Source organism: Streptomyces sp. NPDC000880 (assembly GCF_053599675.1).
This window is the reverse complement of record NZ_JBSFMS010000035.1, coordinates 17,649-37,301: the sequence shown is the minus strand read 5'-3', so window position 1 is coordinate 37,301 and position 19,653 is coordinate 17,649. Positions and strand designations below refer to the sequence as shown.

General features: G+C 70.5%; 16 protein-coding genes and 1 pseudogene. 9 read left to right on the top strand and 8 right to left on the bottom strand.

Translation table 11 applies throughout. The features are described 5' to 3' along the window. Positions 1-145: 145 nt before the first annotated feature. On the top strand, positions 146-580 hold the full coding sequence (locus ACWDO5_RS14620) for a cupin domain-containing protein (RefSeq protein ID WP_450530652.1): 435 nt from the start codon (positions 146-148) through the stop codon (positions 578-580). A gap of 146 nt (positions 581-726) precedes the next feature. After that, complete coding sequence (locus tag ACWDO5_RS14615; RefSeq protein WP_450530634.1) at positions 727-1,365, top strand: uridine kinase; 639 nt, start codon at positions 727-729, stop codon at positions 1,363-1,365. A 31-nt stretch (positions 1,366-1,396) separates the two neighbouring features. Here ACWDO5_RS14615 and ACWDO5_RS14610 read toward each other — a convergent pair whose 3' ends face one another. From ACWDO5_RS14610 to ACWDO5_RS14590, 5 genes and pseudogenes are all read right to left on the bottom strand, one after another. Next, on the bottom strand, positions 1,397-2,344 hold the full coding sequence (locus ACWDO5_RS14610; protein WP_450530633.1) for a carbohydrate kinase family protein: 948 nt from the start codon (positions 2,342-2,344) through the stop codon (positions 1,397-1,399). Next, a complete protein-coding gene (locus tag ACWDO5_RS14605) occupies positions 2,341-3,255 on the bottom strand; it encodes a pseudouridine-5'-phosphate glycosidase (protein WP_450530632.1) in 915 nt (304 codons plus the stop codon). Before ACWDO5_RS14605 ends, ACWDO5_RS14610 begins: the two co-directional genes overlap by 4 nt. Before the next feature lie 104 nt (positions 3,256-3,359). After that, positions 3,360-4,619, bottom strand: coding sequence for an MFS transporter (locus tag ACWDO5_RS14600; protein WP_450530651.1), 1,260 nt, complete (start codon positions 4,617-4,619; stop codon positions 3,360-3,362). Positions 4,620-4,867: 248 nt separating this feature from the next. Further along, positions 4,868-5,398 carry a methylated-DNA--[protein]-cysteine S-methyltransferase gene (locus tag ACWDO5_RS14595; RefSeq protein ID WP_450530631.1) on the bottom strand — a complete coding sequence of 177 codons (531 nt, stop codon included), beginning with the start codon at positions 5,396-5,398 and terminating at the stop codon, positions 4,868-4,870. 37 nt (positions 5,399-5,435) lie between these two features. Then, a pseudogene (locus ACWDO5_RS14590) lies at positions 5,436-6,038 on the bottom strand (glycerophosphodiester phosphodiesterase family protein). 243 nt (positions 6,039-6,281) lie between these two features. On the opposite strand from ACWDO5_RS14590, the gene ACWDO5_RS14585 reads away from it, so the two are divergent. From ACWDO5_RS14585 to ACWDO5_RS14565, 5 genes are all read left to right on the top strand, one after another. Further along, positions 6,282-7,160 carry an MHYT domain-containing protein gene (locus ACWDO5_RS14585; RefSeq protein WP_450530630.1) on the top strand — a complete coding sequence of 293 codons (879 nt, stop codon included), beginning with the start codon at positions 6,282-6,284 and terminating at the stop codon, positions 7,158-7,160. 59 nt (positions 7,161-7,219) lie between these two features. After that, on the top strand, positions 7,220-9,340 hold the full coding sequence (gene uvrB, locus ACWDO5_RS14580) for an excinuclease ABC subunit UvrB (RefSeq protein WP_450530629.1): 2,121 nt from the start codon (positions 7,220-7,222) through the stop codon (positions 9,338-9,340). Positions 9,341-9,477: 137 nt separating this feature from the next. Continuing rightward, entirely contained in the window at positions 9,478-10,056 is a 579-nt protein-coding gene (locus ACWDO5_RS14575; RefSeq protein WP_450530628.1) for a TerD family protein, read from the top strand. Positions 10,057-10,153: 97 nt separating this feature from the next. After that, on the top strand, positions 10,154-12,097 hold the full coding sequence (locus tag ACWDO5_RS14570) for a TerD family protein (RefSeq protein WP_450530627.1): 1,944 nt from the start codon (positions 10,154-10,156) through the stop codon (positions 12,095-12,097). 221 nt (positions 12,098-12,318) lie between these two features. After that, entirely contained in the window at positions 12,319-13,326 is a 1,008-nt protein-coding gene (locus ACWDO5_RS14565; RefSeq protein ID WP_450530626.1) for a TerC/Alx family metal homeostasis membrane protein, read from the top strand. 226 nt (positions 13,327-13,552) lie between these two features. On the opposite strand, the gene ACWDO5_RS14560 is transcribed toward ACWDO5_RS14565, so the two are convergent. Both ACWDO5_RS14560 and ACWDO5_RS14555 read right to left on the bottom strand, forming a co-directional pair. Next, a complete protein-coding gene (locus ACWDO5_RS14560) occupies positions 13,553-14,209 on the bottom strand; it encodes an MBL fold metallo-hydrolase (protein ID WP_450530625.1) in 657 nt (218 codons plus the stop codon). A gap of 9 nt (positions 14,210-14,218) precedes the next feature. Beyond that, entirely contained in the window at positions 14,219-14,947 is a 729-nt protein-coding gene (locus tag ACWDO5_RS14555) for a maleylpyruvate isomerase family mycothiol-dependent enzyme (protein ID WP_450530624.1), read from the bottom strand. A gap of 202 nt (positions 14,948-15,149) precedes the next feature. On the opposite strand from ACWDO5_RS14555, the gene uvrA reads away from it, so the two are divergent. Continuing rightward, a complete protein-coding gene (uvrA, locus tag ACWDO5_RS14550) occupies positions 15,150-18,146 on the top strand; it encodes an excinuclease ABC subunit UvrA (protein ID WP_450530623.1) in 2,997 nt (998 codons plus the stop codon). 66 nt (positions 18,147-18,212) lie between these two features. Here the strand turns inward: uvrA and ACWDO5_RS14545 are convergent, their stop codons facing one another. Then, positions 18,213-19,109, bottom strand: a complete 897-nt coding sequence (locus ACWDO5_RS14545) for a carbohydrate kinase family protein (RefSeq protein ID WP_450530622.1) — start codon at positions 19,107-19,109, stop codon at positions 18,213-18,215. Positions 19,110-19,222: 113 nt separating this feature from the next. Between ACWDO5_RS14545 and ACWDO5_RS14540 the strand changes: the two genes are divergently transcribed. After that, entirely contained in the window at positions 19,223-19,651 is a 429-nt protein-coding gene (locus ACWDO5_RS14540; protein WP_450530621.1) for a Rieske (2Fe-2S) protein, read from the top strand. Positions 19,652-19,653: the final 2 nt, after the last annotated feature.

Sequence of the window (19,653 nt, the reverse complement as noted above, 5' to 3'; positions counted from 1 at the left end):
TTGGGGCGGTTTTGGCGACAGTGCGGGCGGCTGTTCGCAAGGGAACGCCGGGGCCGCGCCGAGGAGTCGGAGGGGTTCCATGGGGTTCGGCCAGATCATGGGGAGCGGGAAGCAGGGGCAGCGGCAGGGGCGTACGCGTACGGCGATGGTCCTGGTCGGGTGCCTGGCGGCGCTCGCGACAGTACCGTCCGCCGCGAACGCCACGCCCGGCAGCGGCGTCTCGGGGACGGTGCTCGCGCAGGGCGTGTCCCAAGAGACGCTGAAGCTGAAGACCAACGGCCGTACCGATGTGGTCGTACGGACGATCACGGTGGCCCCGGGCGGCTCCACCGGCTGGCACCACCACCCCGGGCAACTCCTTGCCGTCGTCAAGTCCGGGACGCTGACCCGGACTCTGGACGACTGTTCCGTCGAGGTGACTCCTGCCGGTACGGCGTTCATCGAGCCCTCCGGCGCGACGCACCGGCACATCGGGCGCAACCTGGGCAGCGAGCCGGTGGTGCTGTACGTGACGTATCTGCTGCCCGCCGGCAGCCCGCTGTCCGTCGACGCGGACGCCCCGCCCTGCGCCGGCAAGTAGCAGGTAGTCGGGGGCAGTCCTGCGGGGTGACGGTGATGGTCGCGGCCGAGGGCCCGGGTGCGGATCCTGGAGCGGGTCGGAGCCGGTATACGGCTTCCTGTCCATGTCCCTGCCGCGCTGGAGACCGACAAGGCGATGATGGAGGGGTGCGACTCGAAGCGATCACCTGGGAGCGGCTGACCGAGGCCTTGGCCGACCGGATCATGGCGGGGAAGGCCGAGGACGGCAGCCCCTGGCTGCGGGTCGGCGTCGACGGGGCGCCCGCCGCGCGGACCGGGGAGCTTGCCGAGCGGGTCGCCGAGGCGCTGCGGCTGCGCGGGCGGAGCGTGCTCGTGGCCGGGACGAGTGGGTTTCTGCGGCCCGCCTCGCTTCGGTACGAGTACGGGCGCGAGGACCCCGATACGTACTACAGCGGCTGGTTCGACACCGGGGCGCTGTGGCGGGAGGTCTTCGGGCCCCTGGAGGCCGGTGGCAGCGGGCGCGTGCTGCCCGATCTCTGGGATCCGCTGACCGACCGGGCGACGCGCAGTCCGCGTGTAGAACTCCCTCCCGGCGGCGTGTTGTTGCTGCACGGGCCGTTTCTGCTCGGGCACTGGTTCCCGTTCGACCTGAGCGTGCATCTGCGGCTCTCGCCCGCCGCGCTGCGGCGGCATACGCCGGAGAGCGAGCACTGGACACTGCCCGCCTTCGGGCGGTACGAGGACGAGGTGGGGCCGGCGGAGGCCGCCGATGCGGTCGTGCGGGCCGATGATCCGCGTCACCCCGCGTGGGGCGGCCTTCGCTGAGCCTCAGGCCGGGCTGTGCGGTCCCCTCCGCTCAGCCTCCCCCCGGGCTCTGCGGGCGCCCGCCGATCAGCGTCACCGCCTCCGCGCCCGCCCGGCAGCCCTCCGCCCCGGCCGTCGCCGCGTCCGCCCCGGCCAGCCGGGCGGCGAGGAACGCGCCGGTGAAGGCGTCGCCCGCGCCCGTCGAGTCCACCGCGACCGCCGGGGTCGGCGGGACGCGCGCCGTGACCGTGCCGGACTCGGCGACCAGCGCGCCGTCCGCTCCCAGCGTGACGACGGTCAGCGGGACAAGGCGGCTCAGCTTCGCGGCCGCGTCGGCCGGGTCGGGCAGGCCGGTGAGGAGGCGTGCCTCGTCGGCGTTCGGGAACAGCACGTCCGTGCCCGCGAGCGCTGCCAGCACGCGGTCCACGCCCAGCTCCGCGATGAAACCCGCCGAGGCCGGGTCCACGCTCACCGTGACGGCGCCGGCCCGCGCCGACTCCAGGGCGAGCCGGGCCAGTTGACGGCTGGAGGGGGAGAAGAGGAGGTAGCCGGAGAGGTGCAGATGGCCGACGCCGTCGAGCAGCGACGGCGACCAGTCGGCAGGGGAGATACGCAGCACCGCACCGCTGTCGGTGAGGAACGTCCGCTCGGCGGTCGCGTCGACCAGCGCGATGACTGTGGCCGTCGGGGCCTCGGCGTCCGCGATGAGGAGCGGCCGTACGCCCGCGGCGCGCAGCCGCGACTCGTGCCAGCCCGCCTCGTCGCGGCCGACCCGGCCGAGGAGACGTACGTCCGCGCAGCCCCAACGCGCCGCCCAGCACGCCGCATTGGCCCCTGCCCCGCCCGGCAGGATGCGGATCCGGGCCGCCGTGTCCGTGCCCCGGGCGAACGAAGTGAGATGGGGGTCTGCCAGGCCGGAAGCTGGTGGAGGCGCCCCGTGCCGGGCCACGACATCAGTGACCACATCGCCGATGACCAGTAACCCGGCGGCGGCCGTCACAGCGCCGCCGCGATCCGCGCCGCCAGCCCCACGTTCCCGCGCACCGCCGCCACATTGGCCTCCAGCGAAGCCCCCTCCGTCCGCCGCATCAGATGGTCGAGCAGGAACGGCGTCACGGCCTGGCCGCTGATGCCCCGCTCCCGGCACTCGTCCAGCGCCTCGCCGAGCACCCGGTCGTGCAGCGCCGGATCCAGCTGCTCCGCCCCCGGGACCGGATTCGCGACGATCAGCGCCGAATCCGGCCCGCCCAGCGCCTCCTTCGCCCGGATCACCTCCGCCACCTCCTCCGGCGTACGGACCGTCCAGTCGACCGGCTGCCCGGAGGAGGTCAGATAGAAGCCGGGGAACCGGTCGGTGCCGTACCCGAGAATTCCGATGCCCAGCGTCTCCAGCCGCTGCAGCGTGGCCGGCACGTCAAGGACCGACTTCACGCCCGCGCACACCACCGCGATCCGGGTCTGCGCGAGCACCCGCAGATCCGCGGACTCGTCCTGCGTCTCGGTCCACTCGCGGTGCACTCCGCCGAGTCCGCCGGTCGCGAAGACCCGGATCCCGGTCCGCGCTGCCAGGAAGGCCGTCGCCGACACGGTCGTCGCCCCGCTCACCCCGGCCGCCAGCGCGGGCGCGAGGTCCCGCTGCCCGAGCTTGCGTACGTCGTCGTCTCCGGCGACCCGCTCCAACTGTCCCTTGTCCAGGCCGATATGGACCATTCCATCCAGTATTGCGATGGTGGCGGGGACGGCGCCGCCGGACCGTACGATCGCCTCCAGCTCCTCGGCGACGGCCAGATTGCGCGGACGCGGCAGTCCGTGCGCGATGATCGTCGACTCCAGGGCCACGACGGGCTGGTGCGCGGCGAGCGCTTCTTGTACTTCCGCGGATACTTCCGTCACTTCCGTGGTCAGCAGCATGTCCCATCCCTGGCACGGGAGTGCCGCGCCCAAACCCGAACCAAAGTGCTCAGCCTGCTGACGGCCGGCCGGACAGTTCCGGGCCCGTGGCGGGAGCGGAACGGTCAGCTGAGCGCTCTGCGTACCGCGAGTGCGGCCATCGGCAGCAGCAGGCAGGCGCCGACCACGTTCAGCCAGCCGTAGCTCGCCTGCGCGACGATCAGTCCGGCGGCCGCGCCGCCCAGTCCCGCCGCCGTGTTCGAGGTCAGGTCGGACAGGCCCTGCACGGCGGCCCGGGCGGGCTGCGGCACGGAGTCGGTGAGCAGCGTGGAGCCGGACACCAGGCCCGCCGACCAGCCGAGTCCGAGGACGAAGAGCCCGGCGGCGGTCTGCCCGTGGCTCGCCCCCGCCGTACCGGCGAGCAGCGCGGCCGAGCAGAGCAGCCCCACCGCGAGGCCGATCACCGCGAGCCGGCCGACCCGGTCCGCGAGCCAGCCCATCACCGGCGAGAACGCGTACATGCCCGCGATATGGCCGCTGATCACCAGGCCGATCAGCTGGATGCCCGCGCCGTGGTGGCTGAGCGCGACCGGGGTCATCGACATGATCGACACCATCGCGGTGTGCGAGACGGCGACGGTGACCAGCGCCAGCCGGGCCATCGGCGACTCGCGCACGGCCCGCATTCCGGCCCGCAGTGAGCGGCCCTCGGGGGAGCGGTCGGCGGGGGACAGCGCGCGGGCGGTCAGCAGCGGATCGGGGCGCAGCAGGACGAGGACCATGAACCCGGAGACGAGGAACACCCCGGCCGCCCAGAAGAACGGCCCCGCGGCCGCCGGTATCCCGAGCCCGGACACGCTGCGGCCCGCGGGCGCTGCGATATTGGGGCCGAGCACCGCGCCGATCGTGGTCGCCCACACGACATTGGAGATGGCCCGGCCGCGTCGCTCTGGCTCGGCCAGGTCGGCGGCCGCGAAGCGCGCCTGCAGATTCGCCGACGAGCCGGCGCCGAAAAGGGCCATGCCCAGGAGCAGCAGCGGAAAGTTCCCGACGACCGCGGCCAGCACGACCACGCTCGCGCCCAACGCGCCGAGCAGGTAGGCGAGTACGAGCCCGGGCCGCCGCCCGCGGGCCGTCATCAGCGCGGCCAGCGGCATGGACAGCAGCGCGGTCCCGGCCACGGTGGCGGTCGGCGCAAGACCGGACAGTGCCTCGGCCCCGCTCACCTGCTGCGCCAGCACGGTGGCGAGCGCGATCCCGGTCGCGACGCCGAGTCCGCCGAGGATCTGGCTGGCGATGAGCACCGCGGTGATCCGCCGCCGCAGCGCGGGCAGCTCGTCGGCCGACACCGGCGCGGGAGCCGCGGCCTTGTCGATCGACGTCACCGTGCGCACGCCGTTCCACAAGGGGGCGCGACCCCGGCCAGGGAGGCGGTCGCGAGCCCGGCCGGGCGCCCGGCGGCCGCGGCAGGGGAGACTGCTCCCGCGACGACCGCGGCGGGCATATCGGATATATCGGTGGATATGGCAGGCGCGTCAGGGCTCGTGGTCACTGGCGCAGTGTGTCAGCCCGTACGCGCGTACGAAACCGCATTCCTCCGCATCCGGGCCGGGTGCCTCGGCGCAGGCCCCCATCAGAACAGCGGCTCCGGCAGCACCCCCTCCAGCGCCAGCAGCTTCCGCTTGGTCTCCAGGCCACCCCCGAACCCGCCCAGCCCGCCGTCCGTCTCCACCACGCGGTGGCACGGCACCACCACCGGCAGAGGATTGGAGCCCATCGCCGCGCCCACGGCCTGGGCGGCGCCCGGCCGGCCCACCCGGGCCGCCAGGTCGCCATACCCGACGACCGTGCCGTACGGCACGCCGTCCGCCAGTTCCCGCAGCACCTGCCGGTTGAACCCGCCGGACAGCGACCAGTCCAGCCGCATGTCGAACTCCCGCAGCCCGCCCGCGAAATACGCGTCCAGCTGGCGTATCGGCTCGGCCAGCAGGCCTGCCGCGTCCTGAACCGGCTCAGCGCCGAGCCGCCCCGCCAGCTGCCCGAGCGCCCTGTCCCGTATCGCCGCGTCGGCATGGAAGACCACGCTCACCAGGCCGTCCTCGGTGGCGGCGAGCAGCAGCGGCCCGATGTCCGCTCCCACGACGGTCCACTCGAAGCTCTTCATGCGAACCACCGTACGACCGGGCACTGACAGTGCCGGTTCAGTCCACCGCGTCCCGTACGACGTCCGGGTTGTTGGTGATGATGCCGTTCACCCCGACCCCGGGCGTACCGAGGAAGCCGGTCGTGATGTCGGGCCGCTGCTGGGTGCACGGCCTTCACACTGTCCGCGCCGAAGCTCTGAATGACCAGTCTGTGCTTGATGTGGAGGTGGTCGGGCCAGCCCTCCTCGCGCAGCACCCGCAGGGTGTCCTTCTCGATGCCCGGGTAGGCCTCGGGCTTCTTGATCTCCAGGAGCAACTTCTGGCCGTTGTCGTCGACCCGGTTCAGCGTCGGCACCCGCGCCCCCGCCCACTTCGCGCCGAACCAGCTGCCCGCGTCCGGCGTGGCGATCTCAGCGGCCGTGAAGTCCTTGATCTTCCCCGGCCCGCGCCCGGGGAAGCGCTGCGCCACGTTGGTGGTCCGCGCCAGTGTTCTCGGGCGCGTACGCGGAGGCGCCGCGGTGGGCGATCACAAGGGGTTCACCGTGCCGGGCCGGCGGTCTGGGCCGCGGCCTCGGCGGCCCCGGTCGCGGGGCCCGGGAGCAGTAGCGCGCCGACTCCCAGGACGGCGGCGGCCGTTGCTGCGACGGGTCGTGCGTACACCTGGACTCCTCACGGTGTCGGGTCGCGGACGGGCCGGGGGTGGCAGTTGACGGCCAACGAGGAACAGGCGAAGTATGGCCAGAACGTGAACGGATCCGCCCGGAACGCATCGCGTGACAGTTTCTGTGTCGATAAATCGCTGTTCAATTGTTTTCTTACAGTGGCGAGAGCCCTACTCTCGCCCCCGGACCAGACGTTCCGTCAGGGATCGCGGGGATCACAAGGAGCGAAGGGCTAACCGGCATGCAGGGGACTGTCGACGGATTCAGTTACGGCCTCGTCACGCCCGTGGTGGCCTACATGATGGCGTGGCTCGGCGGGGCTCTCGGCCTCCGCTGCACCACAAGGTCCATCCGTAACGGGCGCTCCTTCAAGCCGGGCTGGCTCGCCCTGGGCGCGACCGCGATCGGCTCGGGCATCTGGACGATGCACTTCATCGCGATGATGGGCTTCACCGTCGCCGAGGCCCCCATCGGCTACGACAGACCGACGACCTTCGCCAGCCTGGCGGTCGCCATCGTCATGGTCGGCATCGGGATCTTCATCGTCGGATACCGCGGCGCGACCCCCATGGCCCTGGTCACCGGCGGCACGATCACCGGCCTCGGGGTGGCCTCCATGCACTACCTCGGCATGGCCGGAATGCGACTGCAGGGACGCCTCGAGTACGACACCCTGACCGTCGTTCTCTCCGTGGTCATCGCCGTCGTGGCCGCCACCTCGGCACTCTGGGCGGCCGTATCGGTCCACGGCTTCCTGGCGAGCCTGGGCGGCAGCCTGATGATGGGCGTCGCCGTGAGCGGCATGCACTACACCGGGATGGCCGCGGTCAGCGTCCACCTGCACGGGGCGGCCGGCTCGGCCGGCACCGGCGACTCGCCCGCCACCCTGCTCGCGCCCATGCTGGTCGGCCCGGTCGTCTTCCTGCTCCTCGCCGGAGTGGTGGTGATGTTCGACCCGCTGCTCGTCATGGGCACGCCGGACTGGCGGCGGGCCGCCCAGGGGGTTCCCGCCCGCCCCGGAGTGCCCGCGCAGCGCACCGGGCAGCGGCAGGGACAGCCCCCGGCCTGGGCCGCCGACCGGTCCGCCCGCCGGGGCTCGCAACGGTCCCGCGACTGGTAAGTGCCTGACGCCACAGCGGATCGCCTCCGGTTGTCAGTGGTGGGTCGTACGGTGGATCCATGCGGCCCGTTTCCCAGATCGAACGTACGGTGGCGCCCTTCGAGGTCGTCAGTCCCTACCAGCCCAGCGGCGACCAGCCGACGGCCATCGCCGACCTGGAGCGGCGCATCCGCGCAGGTGAGAAGGATGTCGTCCTGCTCGGTGCGACCGGTACCGGCAAGTCGGCGACCACCGCCTGGATGATCGAGAAGCTTCAGCGCCCCACCCTGGTGATGGCGCCGAACAAGACCCTGGCCGCCCAGCTGGCGAACGAATTCCGCGAGCTCCTGCCGAACAACGCCGTCGAGTACTTCGTCTCGTATTACGACTACTACCAGCCCGAGGCGTACGTCCCACAATCGGACACCTACATCGAGAAGGACTCCTCGATCAACGAAGAGGTCGAGCGGCTGCGCCACTCCGCGACGAACTCCCTGCTCACCCGTCGCGATGTGATCGTGGTCGCCTCCGTATCGTGCATCTACGGCCTCGGCACCCCGCAGGAGTACGTCGACCGGATGGTGCCCCTCAAGGTCGGCGAGGAGATCGACCGCGACCAGCTGCTGCGCCGCTTCGTCGACATCCAGTACACGCGCAACGACGTGGCCTTCGCGCGTGGCACCTTCCGGGTCCGCGGCGACACCATCGAGATCTTCCCGGTCTACGAGGAGCTCGCCGTCCGCATCGAGATGTTCGGCGACGAGATCGAGGCGCTCTCCACCCTCCACCCGCTCACCGGCGAGATCATCAGCGAGGACGATTCGCTGTACGTCTTCCCGGCCAGCCACTATGTGGCGGGCCCGGAGCGCATGGAGAAGGCGATCAACGGCATCGAGGGGGAGCTGGAGCAGCGCCTCGCCGAACTCGACAAGCAGGGCAAGCTGCTGGAGTCCCAGCGGCTGCGCATGCGCACGTCGTACGACATCGAGATGATGCGCCAGATCGGCTCCTGCTCCGGCATCGAGAACTACTCGATGCATTTCGACGACCGGAGCCCCGGCTCCGCGCCCAACACCCTCCTCGACTACTTCCCCGAGGACTTCCTCCTCGTCATCGACGAGTCGCATGTCACCGTGCCGCAGATCGGCGCGATGTACGAGGGTGACGCGTCGCGCAAGCGGACCCTGGTCGACCACGGCTTCCGGCTGCCCTCAGCCCTCGACAACCGGCCGCTGAAGTGGGAGGAGTTCCAGAAGCGGATCGGCCAGAGCGTCTACCTGTCGGCGACCCCCGGGACGTACGAACTCTCCCGCGGTGACGGCTTCGTGGAGCAGATCATCCGCCCCACCGGACTGGTCGACCCGGAGGTCGTCGTCAAGCCCACCGAGGGCCAGATCGACGACCTGGTGCACGAGATCCGTCTGCGCACCGAGAAGGACGAGCGTGTCCTGGTCACCACCCTCACCAAGAAGATGGCCGAGGACCTCACCGACTACTTCCTCGAACTGGGCATCCAGGTCCGGTACCTGCACAGTGACGTCGACACCCTGCGCCGAGTCGAGCTGCTGCGCGAACTGCGCGCCGGCGAGTACGACGTGCTGGTCGGCATCAACCTGCTGCGTGAGGGCCTCGACCTCCCCGAAGTGTCACTGGTGGCCATTCTCGACGCCGACAAACAGGGCTTCCTGCGCTCCGGCACCTCGCTGATCCAGACCATCGGCCGCGCGGCGCGCAATGTCTCCGGCCAGGTCCATATGTACGCGGACACCATCACCCCGGCGATGGCCCAGGCCATCGAGGAGACCAACCGCCGCCGGGAGAAGCAGGTCGCGTACAACACCGAGCGCGGCCTCGACCCGCAGCCGCTCCGCAAGAAGATCAATGACATCGTCGCGACCATCGCGCGCGAGGAAGTCGACACCGAAGAGCTGCTCGGCACCGGCTACCGCCAGGCGAAGGCGGACAAGCCCGGCAAAGGCGCCAAGGCGCCGGTCCCGGTGCTCGGCGGCCGGGGCGGCAAGACGGGTGAGGTGCTCACCGACCGGCCCGCGGCCGAACTGGCCGGGATCATCGAGGAGATGACCGACCGGATGCGGGCCGCGGCCGCCGACCTGCAGTTCGAGATCGCCGCGCGGCTGCGTGACGAGGTGAGCGAGCTGAAGAAGGAGCTGCGCCAGATGAAGGAGGCGGGCCTCGCCTGAGCCCCACGCACCTGGTGTGTTTCAAGAGCGACACAAAAACGAGCCGTTCCTGCTGCGCCGTTGACGCTACTGCGTAGGGTTTCAGTCCAACCGCCCAGACAGGCGGCCGAGGGGAACGTTCTGAGAGGGGACAGCGCGTGAGCGTCAACTTGTCCAAGGGACAGGGCATCAGCCTGCAGAAGTCCGACGGGGGCGAACTGAGTGCGGTGCGGATGGGCCTGGGCTGGCAGGCTGCCCCTCGCCGTGGACTGTTCGGGTCGCGCACGAGGGAGGTCGACCTCGACGCATCGGCCGTGCTGTTCGCCGACAAGAAGCCGGTGGACGTGGTTTTCTTCCGCCATCTCGTCAGCGACGACGGCTCGGTCCGGCACACCGGAGACAACCTGGTCGGTGGAGCGGGTTCGGGCGGCGACGACGAGGCCATCCTCGTCGACCTCCAGCGGGTGCCGGTCCACATCGACCAGATCGTCTTCACGGTGAACTCCTTCACCGGGCAGACCTTCGCAGAGGTGCAGAACGCGTTCTGCCGCATCGTCGACGAGACCAACGGCCAGGAGCTGGCGCGCTACACGCTCACCGGCGGTGGTCAGTACACCGCTCAGATCATGGCGAAGGTGCACCGCGTGGGCGGCGGCTGGCAGATGACCGCCGTCGGCACCCCGACCAACGGCCGTACCTTCCAGGACCTGATGCCGGCGATCCTGCCGCACCTGTAGGCGCGGCGCGTACGGAAGACACGCAGCTCCCGGAGGAACCGGCCCGCCGGGAGCTGCACCGCTCACCACCACCGCACAGCACTGAGGGGACAGAGCGATGACGGCCGAGCTGGTCCGGGGGCAGAACCACCCCTTGCCCCACACCCGCCTGGAGATCCGGGTGTCGGCAGGCCATCCGGTCGTGGCCTGCGCCACCTGCTCCGACCCGCGGGGAGCCGTGCGGGACGAGTGGATCGCACACCCCGGCGCACCCACGCTGCCCGGCATCGAGGTGTCCCGGCGGGCCACCGAAGCGCCCCGGTTCACCGTCGACCTGGACGCGGTGCCCGACGCGGTGCACCAGGTCAATGTGCTGCTCGCCCTCCCCGAAGGCGCTGGGGGACCGGCCCACTTCGGCGCCACCGCGGCCCCCTTCCTGGCCGTCACCGGCCAGGACGAAGCCGGGCTGGCGAGCTTCACCATCACCGGCCTGGACGCCGAGACCGCGCTCGTCGCGGTCGAGCTGTACCGCCGCCAGGGTGCCTGGAAGGTGCGCGCGGTGGGTCAGGGGTACGCGGGCGGGCTCGCGGAGCTGCTGGCCGACCAGGGGCTGCACACGGCCCGCGAGACGGCCGCCGGCATCCAGGAGACGGTGGCGGCCCCCCGGGCGGAGCCGGCGCAGCTGCGTACGGGCGGCGCCGACGGCGCGTACACCAGGCCTGCCACACCGCGGCCGAATCAGACAACCGGGCCGGACGCGACGCTTCTGGCTGCCGGCGCCCAGTCAGGCGGCGCGGGCTCCCAGCAGACACCCACGCCCGACCCCCCGCACGCGGGCGGGCCGATCAACTACGCGCACCCGCGGCGCCAGTCCGTCGCGCCCCCGCCGTCGCCCCCGGCCGCCCATCCCGCCCGGCCCGGGCAGCCGGCCCCGCCCGTCGCGGGCGACGCCACCGGCTGGTCCATGGAGGAGCGTCTCTACAACCAGATCTGGGGCATGTTCGAGGACCTGGCCCGCAGCGTCGCCGCGTACCGCAGCGCCGTCGATTTCGCCGAGACCCGACTGGACCAGGAGCTCGACCAGGTGCTCTCCGACCCGCGCAGCCGCATCGGCGGCGCCGGGGACGCCACCCGCGAGGCGGCCCGCGCAAAGTGCCGGCAGCTGACCGACCGGGCCCGTCAGGTCCTCGACCGAGACCTGGCCCAGCTCACCGCCGAGTCCGAGGTCGTTGAGCCCGCGCTGCCGCCCGCCTTCGCCCGCTGGGACAATCCGGCCTGGCATGCGTACCGCGTCCCGATGGAGATCCCGATGGCGCTGCGCCTGGGCGATCTCGCTCTGCCCGAGAGCCCCGAGCTGCGCATACCGTTCCTGGTGCGGCTGCCGCTGGAGCGGGGGCTGTGGGTGGACAGCGGACGTTCCGGTTCCGAGGCGGCGATCGTGCTGGACGAGGCACACCTGCGTAGGCTCGCCCTGGACTGCGCGGTCGCGAACGCGGCCCGGCTGCTCGCGGTCTACCCACCGGGCGAGTTCACGGTTCACGTCATCGACCCGGCGGGCACCGCGGCCCCCTCGCTCGCCCCGCTGGTCGGCTCCGGGGCCCTCGCCGGTCCGCCGGCGGTCGGCGCGCAGGGCGTGAGCGACACGCTTGCCAAGCTCACCCAGCGGGTCGACCTGGTGACGATGGCAGTCCGCGGCGGTGCGGCCGACTCGCTCCCGCCCGACCTGGACATCGCGGAGCAGCTGCTGATAGTCAACGACTTCCCGCACGGTTTCGACGACCGCGCGGTCACCCAGTTGCGCTACCTCGCCGACGAGGGCCCGGCGGTCGGTGTCCATCTGCTGATGGTCGCGGACCGCGAGGACGCGAGCGCGTACGGACCGGTGCTCGACCCGCTCTGGCGCTCGCTGCTGCGCATCACCCCGGTCCCGGACGACCATCTGGCCGACCCGTGGGTCCGGCACGCCTGGACCTACGAGCCGCTCACGGTGCCGCCGGACAGCGCCGTGCTGCGCCAGGTGCTGGACCAAGTGGCCGCAGCCCGTCGCTCCTGGCGTCGCTGACCTGCACATTTGAAGCCCGCTTTACCAAGCACTTTACCTTCTCTTGGGGATTCCTGTACGCTCCTTTGAGCGGAGGGGAGTACTCCCGGCTGCGGCGTTCCCGTCAGTACGGACCGATACCGGGGTCCCGGGGCGCCGGCCCGTGCGGCAGAGCCGCTCGGGTGGAGGAGACCTCCGGCAGCGACGACGCTGATCAGTAGCCGTACGACGCCGGAGGCGCAGTGGACGTTTCATTGACCATGTGGACGCTGACCATTCTTGGTCTGAGTGCTCTGATCGCTGTCGACTTCTTCATCGGGCGCAAGCCCCATGACGTGTCGATCAAGGAAGCCGGAATCTGGACGGTCGTCTGGATCGTCCTGGCCGCTCTCTTCGGCCTCGGCCTGCTGGTATTCGGTGAGAGCCAGGCATCGGGAGAGTTTTTCGCGGGCTTCATCACCGAGAAGTCGCTGAGCGTCGACAATCTCTTCGTCTTCGTCCTGATCATGGCGAAGTTCGCGGTGCCGTCCCACCTCCAGCAGCGCGTGCTGCTCATCGGCGTGCTGATCGCTCTCGTCCTGCGCGCCATCTTCATCGCCGCCGGCGCCGCGATCATCGCCAGCTTCTCCTGGGTCTTTTACATCTTCGGCGCGTTCCTCATCTACACCGCCTGGAAGCTCATCCAGGAGGCGCGCTCCGACGAGGAGGAAGAGGAGTTCGAGGAGAACCGCCTCCTCAAGTCCATCGAGAAGCGCTTCGGCGTCGCCGACAAGTACCACGGCACCAAGCTCTTCATCCGCAACAACGGCAAGCGCGTCATGACCCCGCTGATGGTGGTCATGCTCGCCATCGGCACCACCGATGTGCTCTTCGCGCTGGACTCCATCCCCGCGATCTTCGGCCTGACCCAGGACCCGTACATCGTCTTCACGGCGAACGCCTTCGCCCTGATGGGCCTGCGCCAGTTGTACTTCCTCATCGGCGGCCTGCTGAGGAAGCTGGTCCACCTCAGCTACGGCCTGTCGGTGATTCTCGGCTTCATCGGCGTCAAACTGGTGCTGCACGCCCTCCACGAGAGCGGGGTGCATGTCCCCGAGATCTCGATTCCGTTCTCGCTGGCGTTCATCTGTGGCGTGCTGATCGTCACCACGATCACCAGCCTGATCGCCTCGAAGAGGAAGGCGGAGAGGGAAGCGGCCGAGGCCGACGAGGAGTCCCGGAAGGACGGCGTCGAGGCCCGGCAGCGGTAGGACGCAGGGGGTGTCACGTACCGGGACGGAGCGGTTGCCGGATGGCGACCGCTCCGTCCGGTTCTCAGTACGTGACGGTGATCCGGCGCCCCGGACCCATCCACGCGGACCGACCCGCCGTAAGTGCTGTCGGCGGACGGCAGCGAAGGGAGCGGCGGCGTACGAGAGCCCGGACGGAACGAGAGCAGGGAACGAGACCGGGGAACGGGAGCACGCAACGAGCGCGCTACCACCCGCGCTTGCGCCACTCCGGCAGATGCGGCCGCTCGTCACCCAGCGTCGTGTCCTTGCCATGCCCCGGGTAGACCCAGGTCTCGTCCGAAAGCAGGCCGAAGAGCTTCGTCTCGACGTCGTTGATCAGGCTCGCGAAGGCCTCGGGATCCTTGTGCGTGTTGCCCACCCCGCCGGGGAAGAGGCAGTCGCCCGTGAAAACGTGCGGGTGGCCGTGCGGGTCGTCGTAGACCAGGGCGATCGAGCCGGGGGTGTGCCCCACGAGATGACGGGCGGTCAGTTCGACGCGGCCCACCCGGATCGTGTCCCCGTCCTCGACGGGCACGTCCGTCGGGACGGGGATGCCCTCGGCGTCGTACCGGCCGGCGTAGGTGCGGGCACCGGTCGCGCGGACGATGTCGTCCAGCGCCTGCCAGTGATCGCCGTGGCGGTGGGTGGTGACGACGGACGCGATGGAGTCGTCGCCGATCAGCCTCAGCAGCGTCTCGGGCTCATTGGCCGCGTCGATCAGCAACTGCTCGTCGGTGGCCCGACAGCGCAGCAGATAGGCGTTGTTGTCCATCGGGCCGACCGCGACCTTGGAGATCATCAAGTCTGGGAGTTCGTGCACATCCGCAGCGCCGCCGACCTTCACCACTCCGCTGTATGTCATGGGGTCAGCCTATAGCGGCGGCAGCGCCGGAAGCAGGCCTCCCCCGGTGTTCAGATCCGACCCGTCGCGGCGGCCGGCGAGCCACCCGAGAAGTGGGGGGGCGGGGCCGGTGACCGTCACCGGGGCGCCCTCCGTGCCGCCCGTGTGCCACTCGCCGGAGCCCTCGCCCGAGGCGTCGGCCGAGCCGTCGCCGGAGGCCTTGCCGGCCGCGACGATGCGGGTCGGCGGGACGTCCGCGCGCCCGGAGAAGCGCTGGGCGAGGAAAACGATCTCCCGGTCGGTAAATTCTTCGGGCAGGTCCTCCAGCTCGTAGCCGATGTTCAGGTCGACGTGGTGCAGCTCGACCTCGGCAAGCCGGCGGAAGGGGACGCCGGCCGCGGCGTCCTTGATGCCGTTGCGCAGCTCGACCGTGCGGCTCCAGTCGGCGGGGACCGCGGACGCGGACTGGAAACGGGCGGCACTCTCGCGTACGTCGGCGAGCTGGGTGGCGAGCGGGCGGTGCGCGTCCCGCTCGATGTCGGTGTCGCGTGTCTCGGAGCTCACATACATCGGGCGGCCCTCGAGAACATTTACGAGCGCGTCAGCGTTACGGGAGAGGTGGGCCAGCACATGGCCGCGGCTCCAGCCCGGGAGCCGGGACGGCGCGGCGCCCCCGGAGTCGTCAAGACCGGCGGCTGCGGTCAGGAGCCGATCGGTGGCTTCACGTACAGAGGCCAGGTCACGCAAGGGATCGATCATGGGGCCGACGATAGCCCGGGCACTCGATCGGGTGAAGGTGGCAGAGCGTGGCCGTAATTCGAATGCGCGTGCTATAGGCTCGGTGGAGGCATCCTGGTTGCAGCAGGCATTTCACAGCTTGGAATCCAAACGATCCGGCGCCCCCATAGTCTGGGACGGGGGCTTTGCCCCCCCGCTTCTCTCAAGAAAGGTGCGGACCGGCGTGGCCGACCGTCTCATCGTTCGTGGCGCTCGCGAGCACAACCTCAAGAACGTCTCGCTCGACCTCCCGCGTGACTCCCTCATCGTGTTCACCGGGCTCTCCGGGTCGGGCAAGTCGTCCCTCGCGTTCGACACGATCTTCGCCGAGGGGCAGCGCCGGTACGTCGAATCGCTCTCCTCGTACGCCCGGCAGTTCCTCGGCCAGATGGACAAGCCGGACGTCGACTTCATCGAGGGCCTCTCCCCGGCCGTCTCCATCGACCAGAAGTCGACCTCGCGCAACCCGCGCTCGACGGTCGGCACCATCACCGAGGTCTACGACTACCTCCGGCTGCTCTTCGCCCGTATCGGCAAGCCGCACTGCCCCGAGTGCGGCCGGCCCATCTCGCGCCAGTCGCCGCAGGCCATCGTCGACAAGGTGCTGGAGCTGCCCGAGGGCAGCCGCTTCCAGGTCCTCTCGCCCCTCGTGCGCGATCGCAAGGGCGAGTTCGTCGACCTCTTCGCCGACCTCCAGACCAAGGGATACAGCCGGGCGCGGGTCGACGGACAGACGATCCAGCTCGCCGATCCGCCCAAGCTGAAGAAGCAGGAGAAGCACACCATCGAGGTGGTCGTCGACCGCCTCACCGTCAAGGACAGCGCCAAGCGCCGGCTGACCGACTCGGTGGAGACCGCGCTCGGGCTGTCCGGCGGCATGGTCATCCTCGACTTCGTCGACCTCCCCGAGGACGACCCCGAGCGCGAGCGGATGTTCTCGGAGCATCTCTACTGCCCGTACGACGACCTGTCCTTCGAGGAGCTGGAGCCCCGCTCCTTCTCCTTCAACTCACCGTTCGGCGCCTGCCCCGACTGCACCGGCATCGGCACGCGCATGGAGGTGGACCCCGAGCTGATCGTCCCGGACGAAGAGAGGTCCCTCGACGACGGCGCGATCCACCCCTGGTCGCACGGCCACACCAAGGAGTACTTCGGGCGGCTGATCGGCGGTCTCGCTCATGCCCTCGGCTTCTCCACCGACATGCCCTGGGCCGGGCTGCCGCAGCGCGCCAAGAACGCCCTGCTGTACGGACACAAGACCCAGGTCGAGGTCCGCTACCGCAACAGATACGGACGGGAGCGGGCCTACACCACCCCAGCCTTCGAGGGGGCCGTGCAGTTCGTCAAGCGGCGGCACAGCGAGGCAGAGAGTGACTCCAGCAGGGAGCGCTTCGAGGGCTATATGCGCGAGGTGCCCTGCCCGACCTGTCAGGGCACCCGGCTGAAGCCGGTCGTCCTCGCGGTCACGGTGATGGAGAAGTCCATCGCCGACATCGCCGCGATGTCGATCAGTGAGTGCGCGGACTTCCTCGGCGAGTTGAAGCTGAACGCCCGCGACAAGAAGATCGCCGAGCGGGTGCTCAAGGAGGTCAACGAACGGCTGAAGTTCCTGGTCGACGTCGGCCTCGACTACCTCTCGCTGAACCGCGCGGCCGGCACGCTCTCCGGTGGCGAGGCCCAGCGCATCCGGCTCGCCACTCAGATCGGCTCCGGCCTCGTCGGAGTGTTGTACGTGCTGGACGAGCCGTCCATCGGCCTGCACCAGCGCGACAACCACCGGCTCATCGAGACCCTTGTCCGGCTGCGTGACATGGGCAACACCCTCATCGTCGTCGAGCACGACGAGGACACCATCAAGATGGCCGACTGGGTCGTCGACATCGGCCCCGGCGCCGGCGAGCACGGCGGCAAGGTCGTGCACAGCGGCTCGCTGAAGGAGCTCCTTGCCAACAAGGACTCGGTGACCGGGCAGTATCTCGCCGGTAAGCGGTCCATTGCGACGCCCGACATCCGCCGGCCCACGGACCCGACCCGTCAGCTCACGGTCCACGGCGCACGCGAGAACAACCTGCGCGACATCGACGTCTCGTTCCCGCTCGGCGTGCTCACCGCGGTCACCGGTGTCTCGGGCTCCGGCAAGTCGACCCTGGTCAACGACATCCTCTACACCCACCTGGCCCGCGAGCTGAACGGCGCCAAGTCGGTGCCGGGCCGCCACACCCGGGTGGACGGCGACGACCTCGTCGACAAGGTGGTGCACGTCGACCAGTCGCCCATCGGCCGTACGCCGCGCTCCAACCCGGCGACATACACCGGCGTCTTCGACCATGTCCGCAGGCTCTTCGCGGAGACGATGGAGGCCAAGGTCCGGGGCTACCTCCCCGGCCGGTTCTCCTTCAACGTCAAGGGCGGCCGCTGCGAGAACTGCTCGGGCGACGGCACGATCAAGATCGAGATGAACTTCCTGCCGGATGTGTACGTCCCGTGTGAGGTCTGCCACGGAGCGCGCTACAACCGCGAGACCCTGGAGGTCCACTACAAGGGCAAGTCCATCGCCGAGGTGCTGGACATGCCGATCGAGGAGGCGCTGGACTTCTTCGCGGCCGTCCCGACGATCGCCCGTCATCTGAAGACCCTCCACGAGGTGGGCCTCGGCTATGTGCGGCTCGGCCAGTCCGCGCCGACGCTCTCGGGCGGTGAGGCCCAGCGCGTGAAGCTGGCCTCGGAGCTCCAGAAGCGTTCCACCGGCCGCACGGTCTACGTCCTGGACGAGCCGACGACCGGTCTGCACTTCGAGGACATCAGCAAGCTGATCAAGGTGCTGTCCGGCCTGGTGGACAAGGGCAACACAGTCATCGTGATCGAGCACAACCTGGACGTCATCAAGACCGCGGACTGGGTCGTCGACATGGGCCCGGAGGGTGGCAGCGGCGGCGGTCTGGTCATCGCCGAGGGCAGCCCGGAGCAGGTTGCGGGGGTGCCGACCAGCCACACCGGCAAGTTCCTGCGGGACATCCTGGACGCCGAGCGGATCAGCGACGCGGTGGTGCCGGCGGCGCGCAGGGCGCCGAAGAAGGCGGCGGCCAAGAAGCCCGCCACGGCGAAGAACGCGGTGGCCGCGAAGGCGAGCCCTGCCAAGAAGACGGCGACGGCGCGGACCAGCCGGGCCCGCAAGGCCTGACCGGGGATGCCGTTGTGTCCTCGATCTCCCCCGACTTCGTCCGGGGGAGATCGAGGACGGAACCGTTCAGCCGTTCAGCTCCGACGCGTACGGCGGCTCCGCGCCCGTGCGGGAGCAGGTCACTGCCGCAGCCCGGGACGCGAAGTGCAGCACCTCGTGCCATCCCTCCGCGCCCAGACCGGCCAGGGCGTTCGCAGACAGGGCGTCCCGGGCCGCGAGGCCGTGCAGCAGGGCAGCGTTCACCGTGTCGCCCGCGCCGATCGTGTCCGCGACGGTCACCGCCGTGGCCGGGACCGAGACCTCAAGCCCGCCCCGCGTCCGTACCGACAGCCCCGCCGCACCCCGCGTCAGCACCACCGCCGCGGGCCCCTCCGGCACGCCGCCGAGCCACCGGGCGTCGTCCTCGGACAGCTTCAACAGCGACACATACGGCAGCCAGCCGGCGAAGCGCGCCCGGTAGGCGTCCGCGTCCGGGATCAGACCGGCCCTGATGTTCGGGTCGAGCAGCGTGAAGACCCTGCGTCCCGCCTCCCGTCGCAGCAGCGCTTCGTACGCGGTCGCGCCCGGCTCCAGCACCAGCGAGCAGGTCCCGAGTGCCAGTGCCCGTACGGAGTCCGGCAGTTGGGGCGGCAGCTCGAAGAGCCGGTCCGCGCTGCCCTGCACATAGAAGCGGTACCCGGCGGAGCCGTCCGCGCCGATGCTCGCGACCGCCAGCGTCGTCGGCTCGGGCCCGCGCTGGACGAGGGAGGTCCCGACCCCCGCGGTACGCAGCCCGGCCAGCAGCGCCTCGCCGAAGCCGTCCGTCGAAACCCGGGAGCAGAAGCCGACCGTCGCGCCGAGCCGGCCGAGCGCCACAGCCGTGTTGTACGGTCCGCCGCCGAGCCGCGGCAGCAGCATGGGCAGCGGGTCGCAGTCCCCCTGCGGGACCAGGTCGATCAAGGACTCTCCGGCGACGACGATCACGGCGAGAACGTAACCCATAGCTTCCGGGGGCAACAGGGAGCCCGCCAGGTGGGCCGCCGATCTCCGCCGGTATCGTCGGGTCTGTCACCGACGCACTGATCAGTGGAGTTTCCATGTCCGGCCAGCCAGCCGCCCGCCGTACCGTGCTGAAAGGCGCCGCCCTCGCCGGGGCGGCCGGCCTGGGGGTCGCGGCCTGCTCCACCGAGTCGAAGCTCGGCCACGCAGAGAACCCCACACCCACCGCGCCCGTCGATCTCGGCGCGGCCGACGCCGTCCCGGTCGGCGGCGCCAAGCTCTACCGCGAGCAGCGCCTGGTCGTGAGCTGCCCGGCCAAGGGCCAGTACAAGGCATTCAGTGCGCAGTGCACGCACGCGGGCTGCGTTCTCGACAAGGTCGAGGGCACCGAAGGCAACTGCCCCTGCCACGGCAGCCGCTTCGACGTCACCACCGGCAAGGCGCTCCATGGCCCGGCGACCGTGCCGCTCCCCGAGGTGCCGATCAAGGCCGAGGGCGGCAAGCTCGTCGCCGGCCCGGAGGCGTGAAC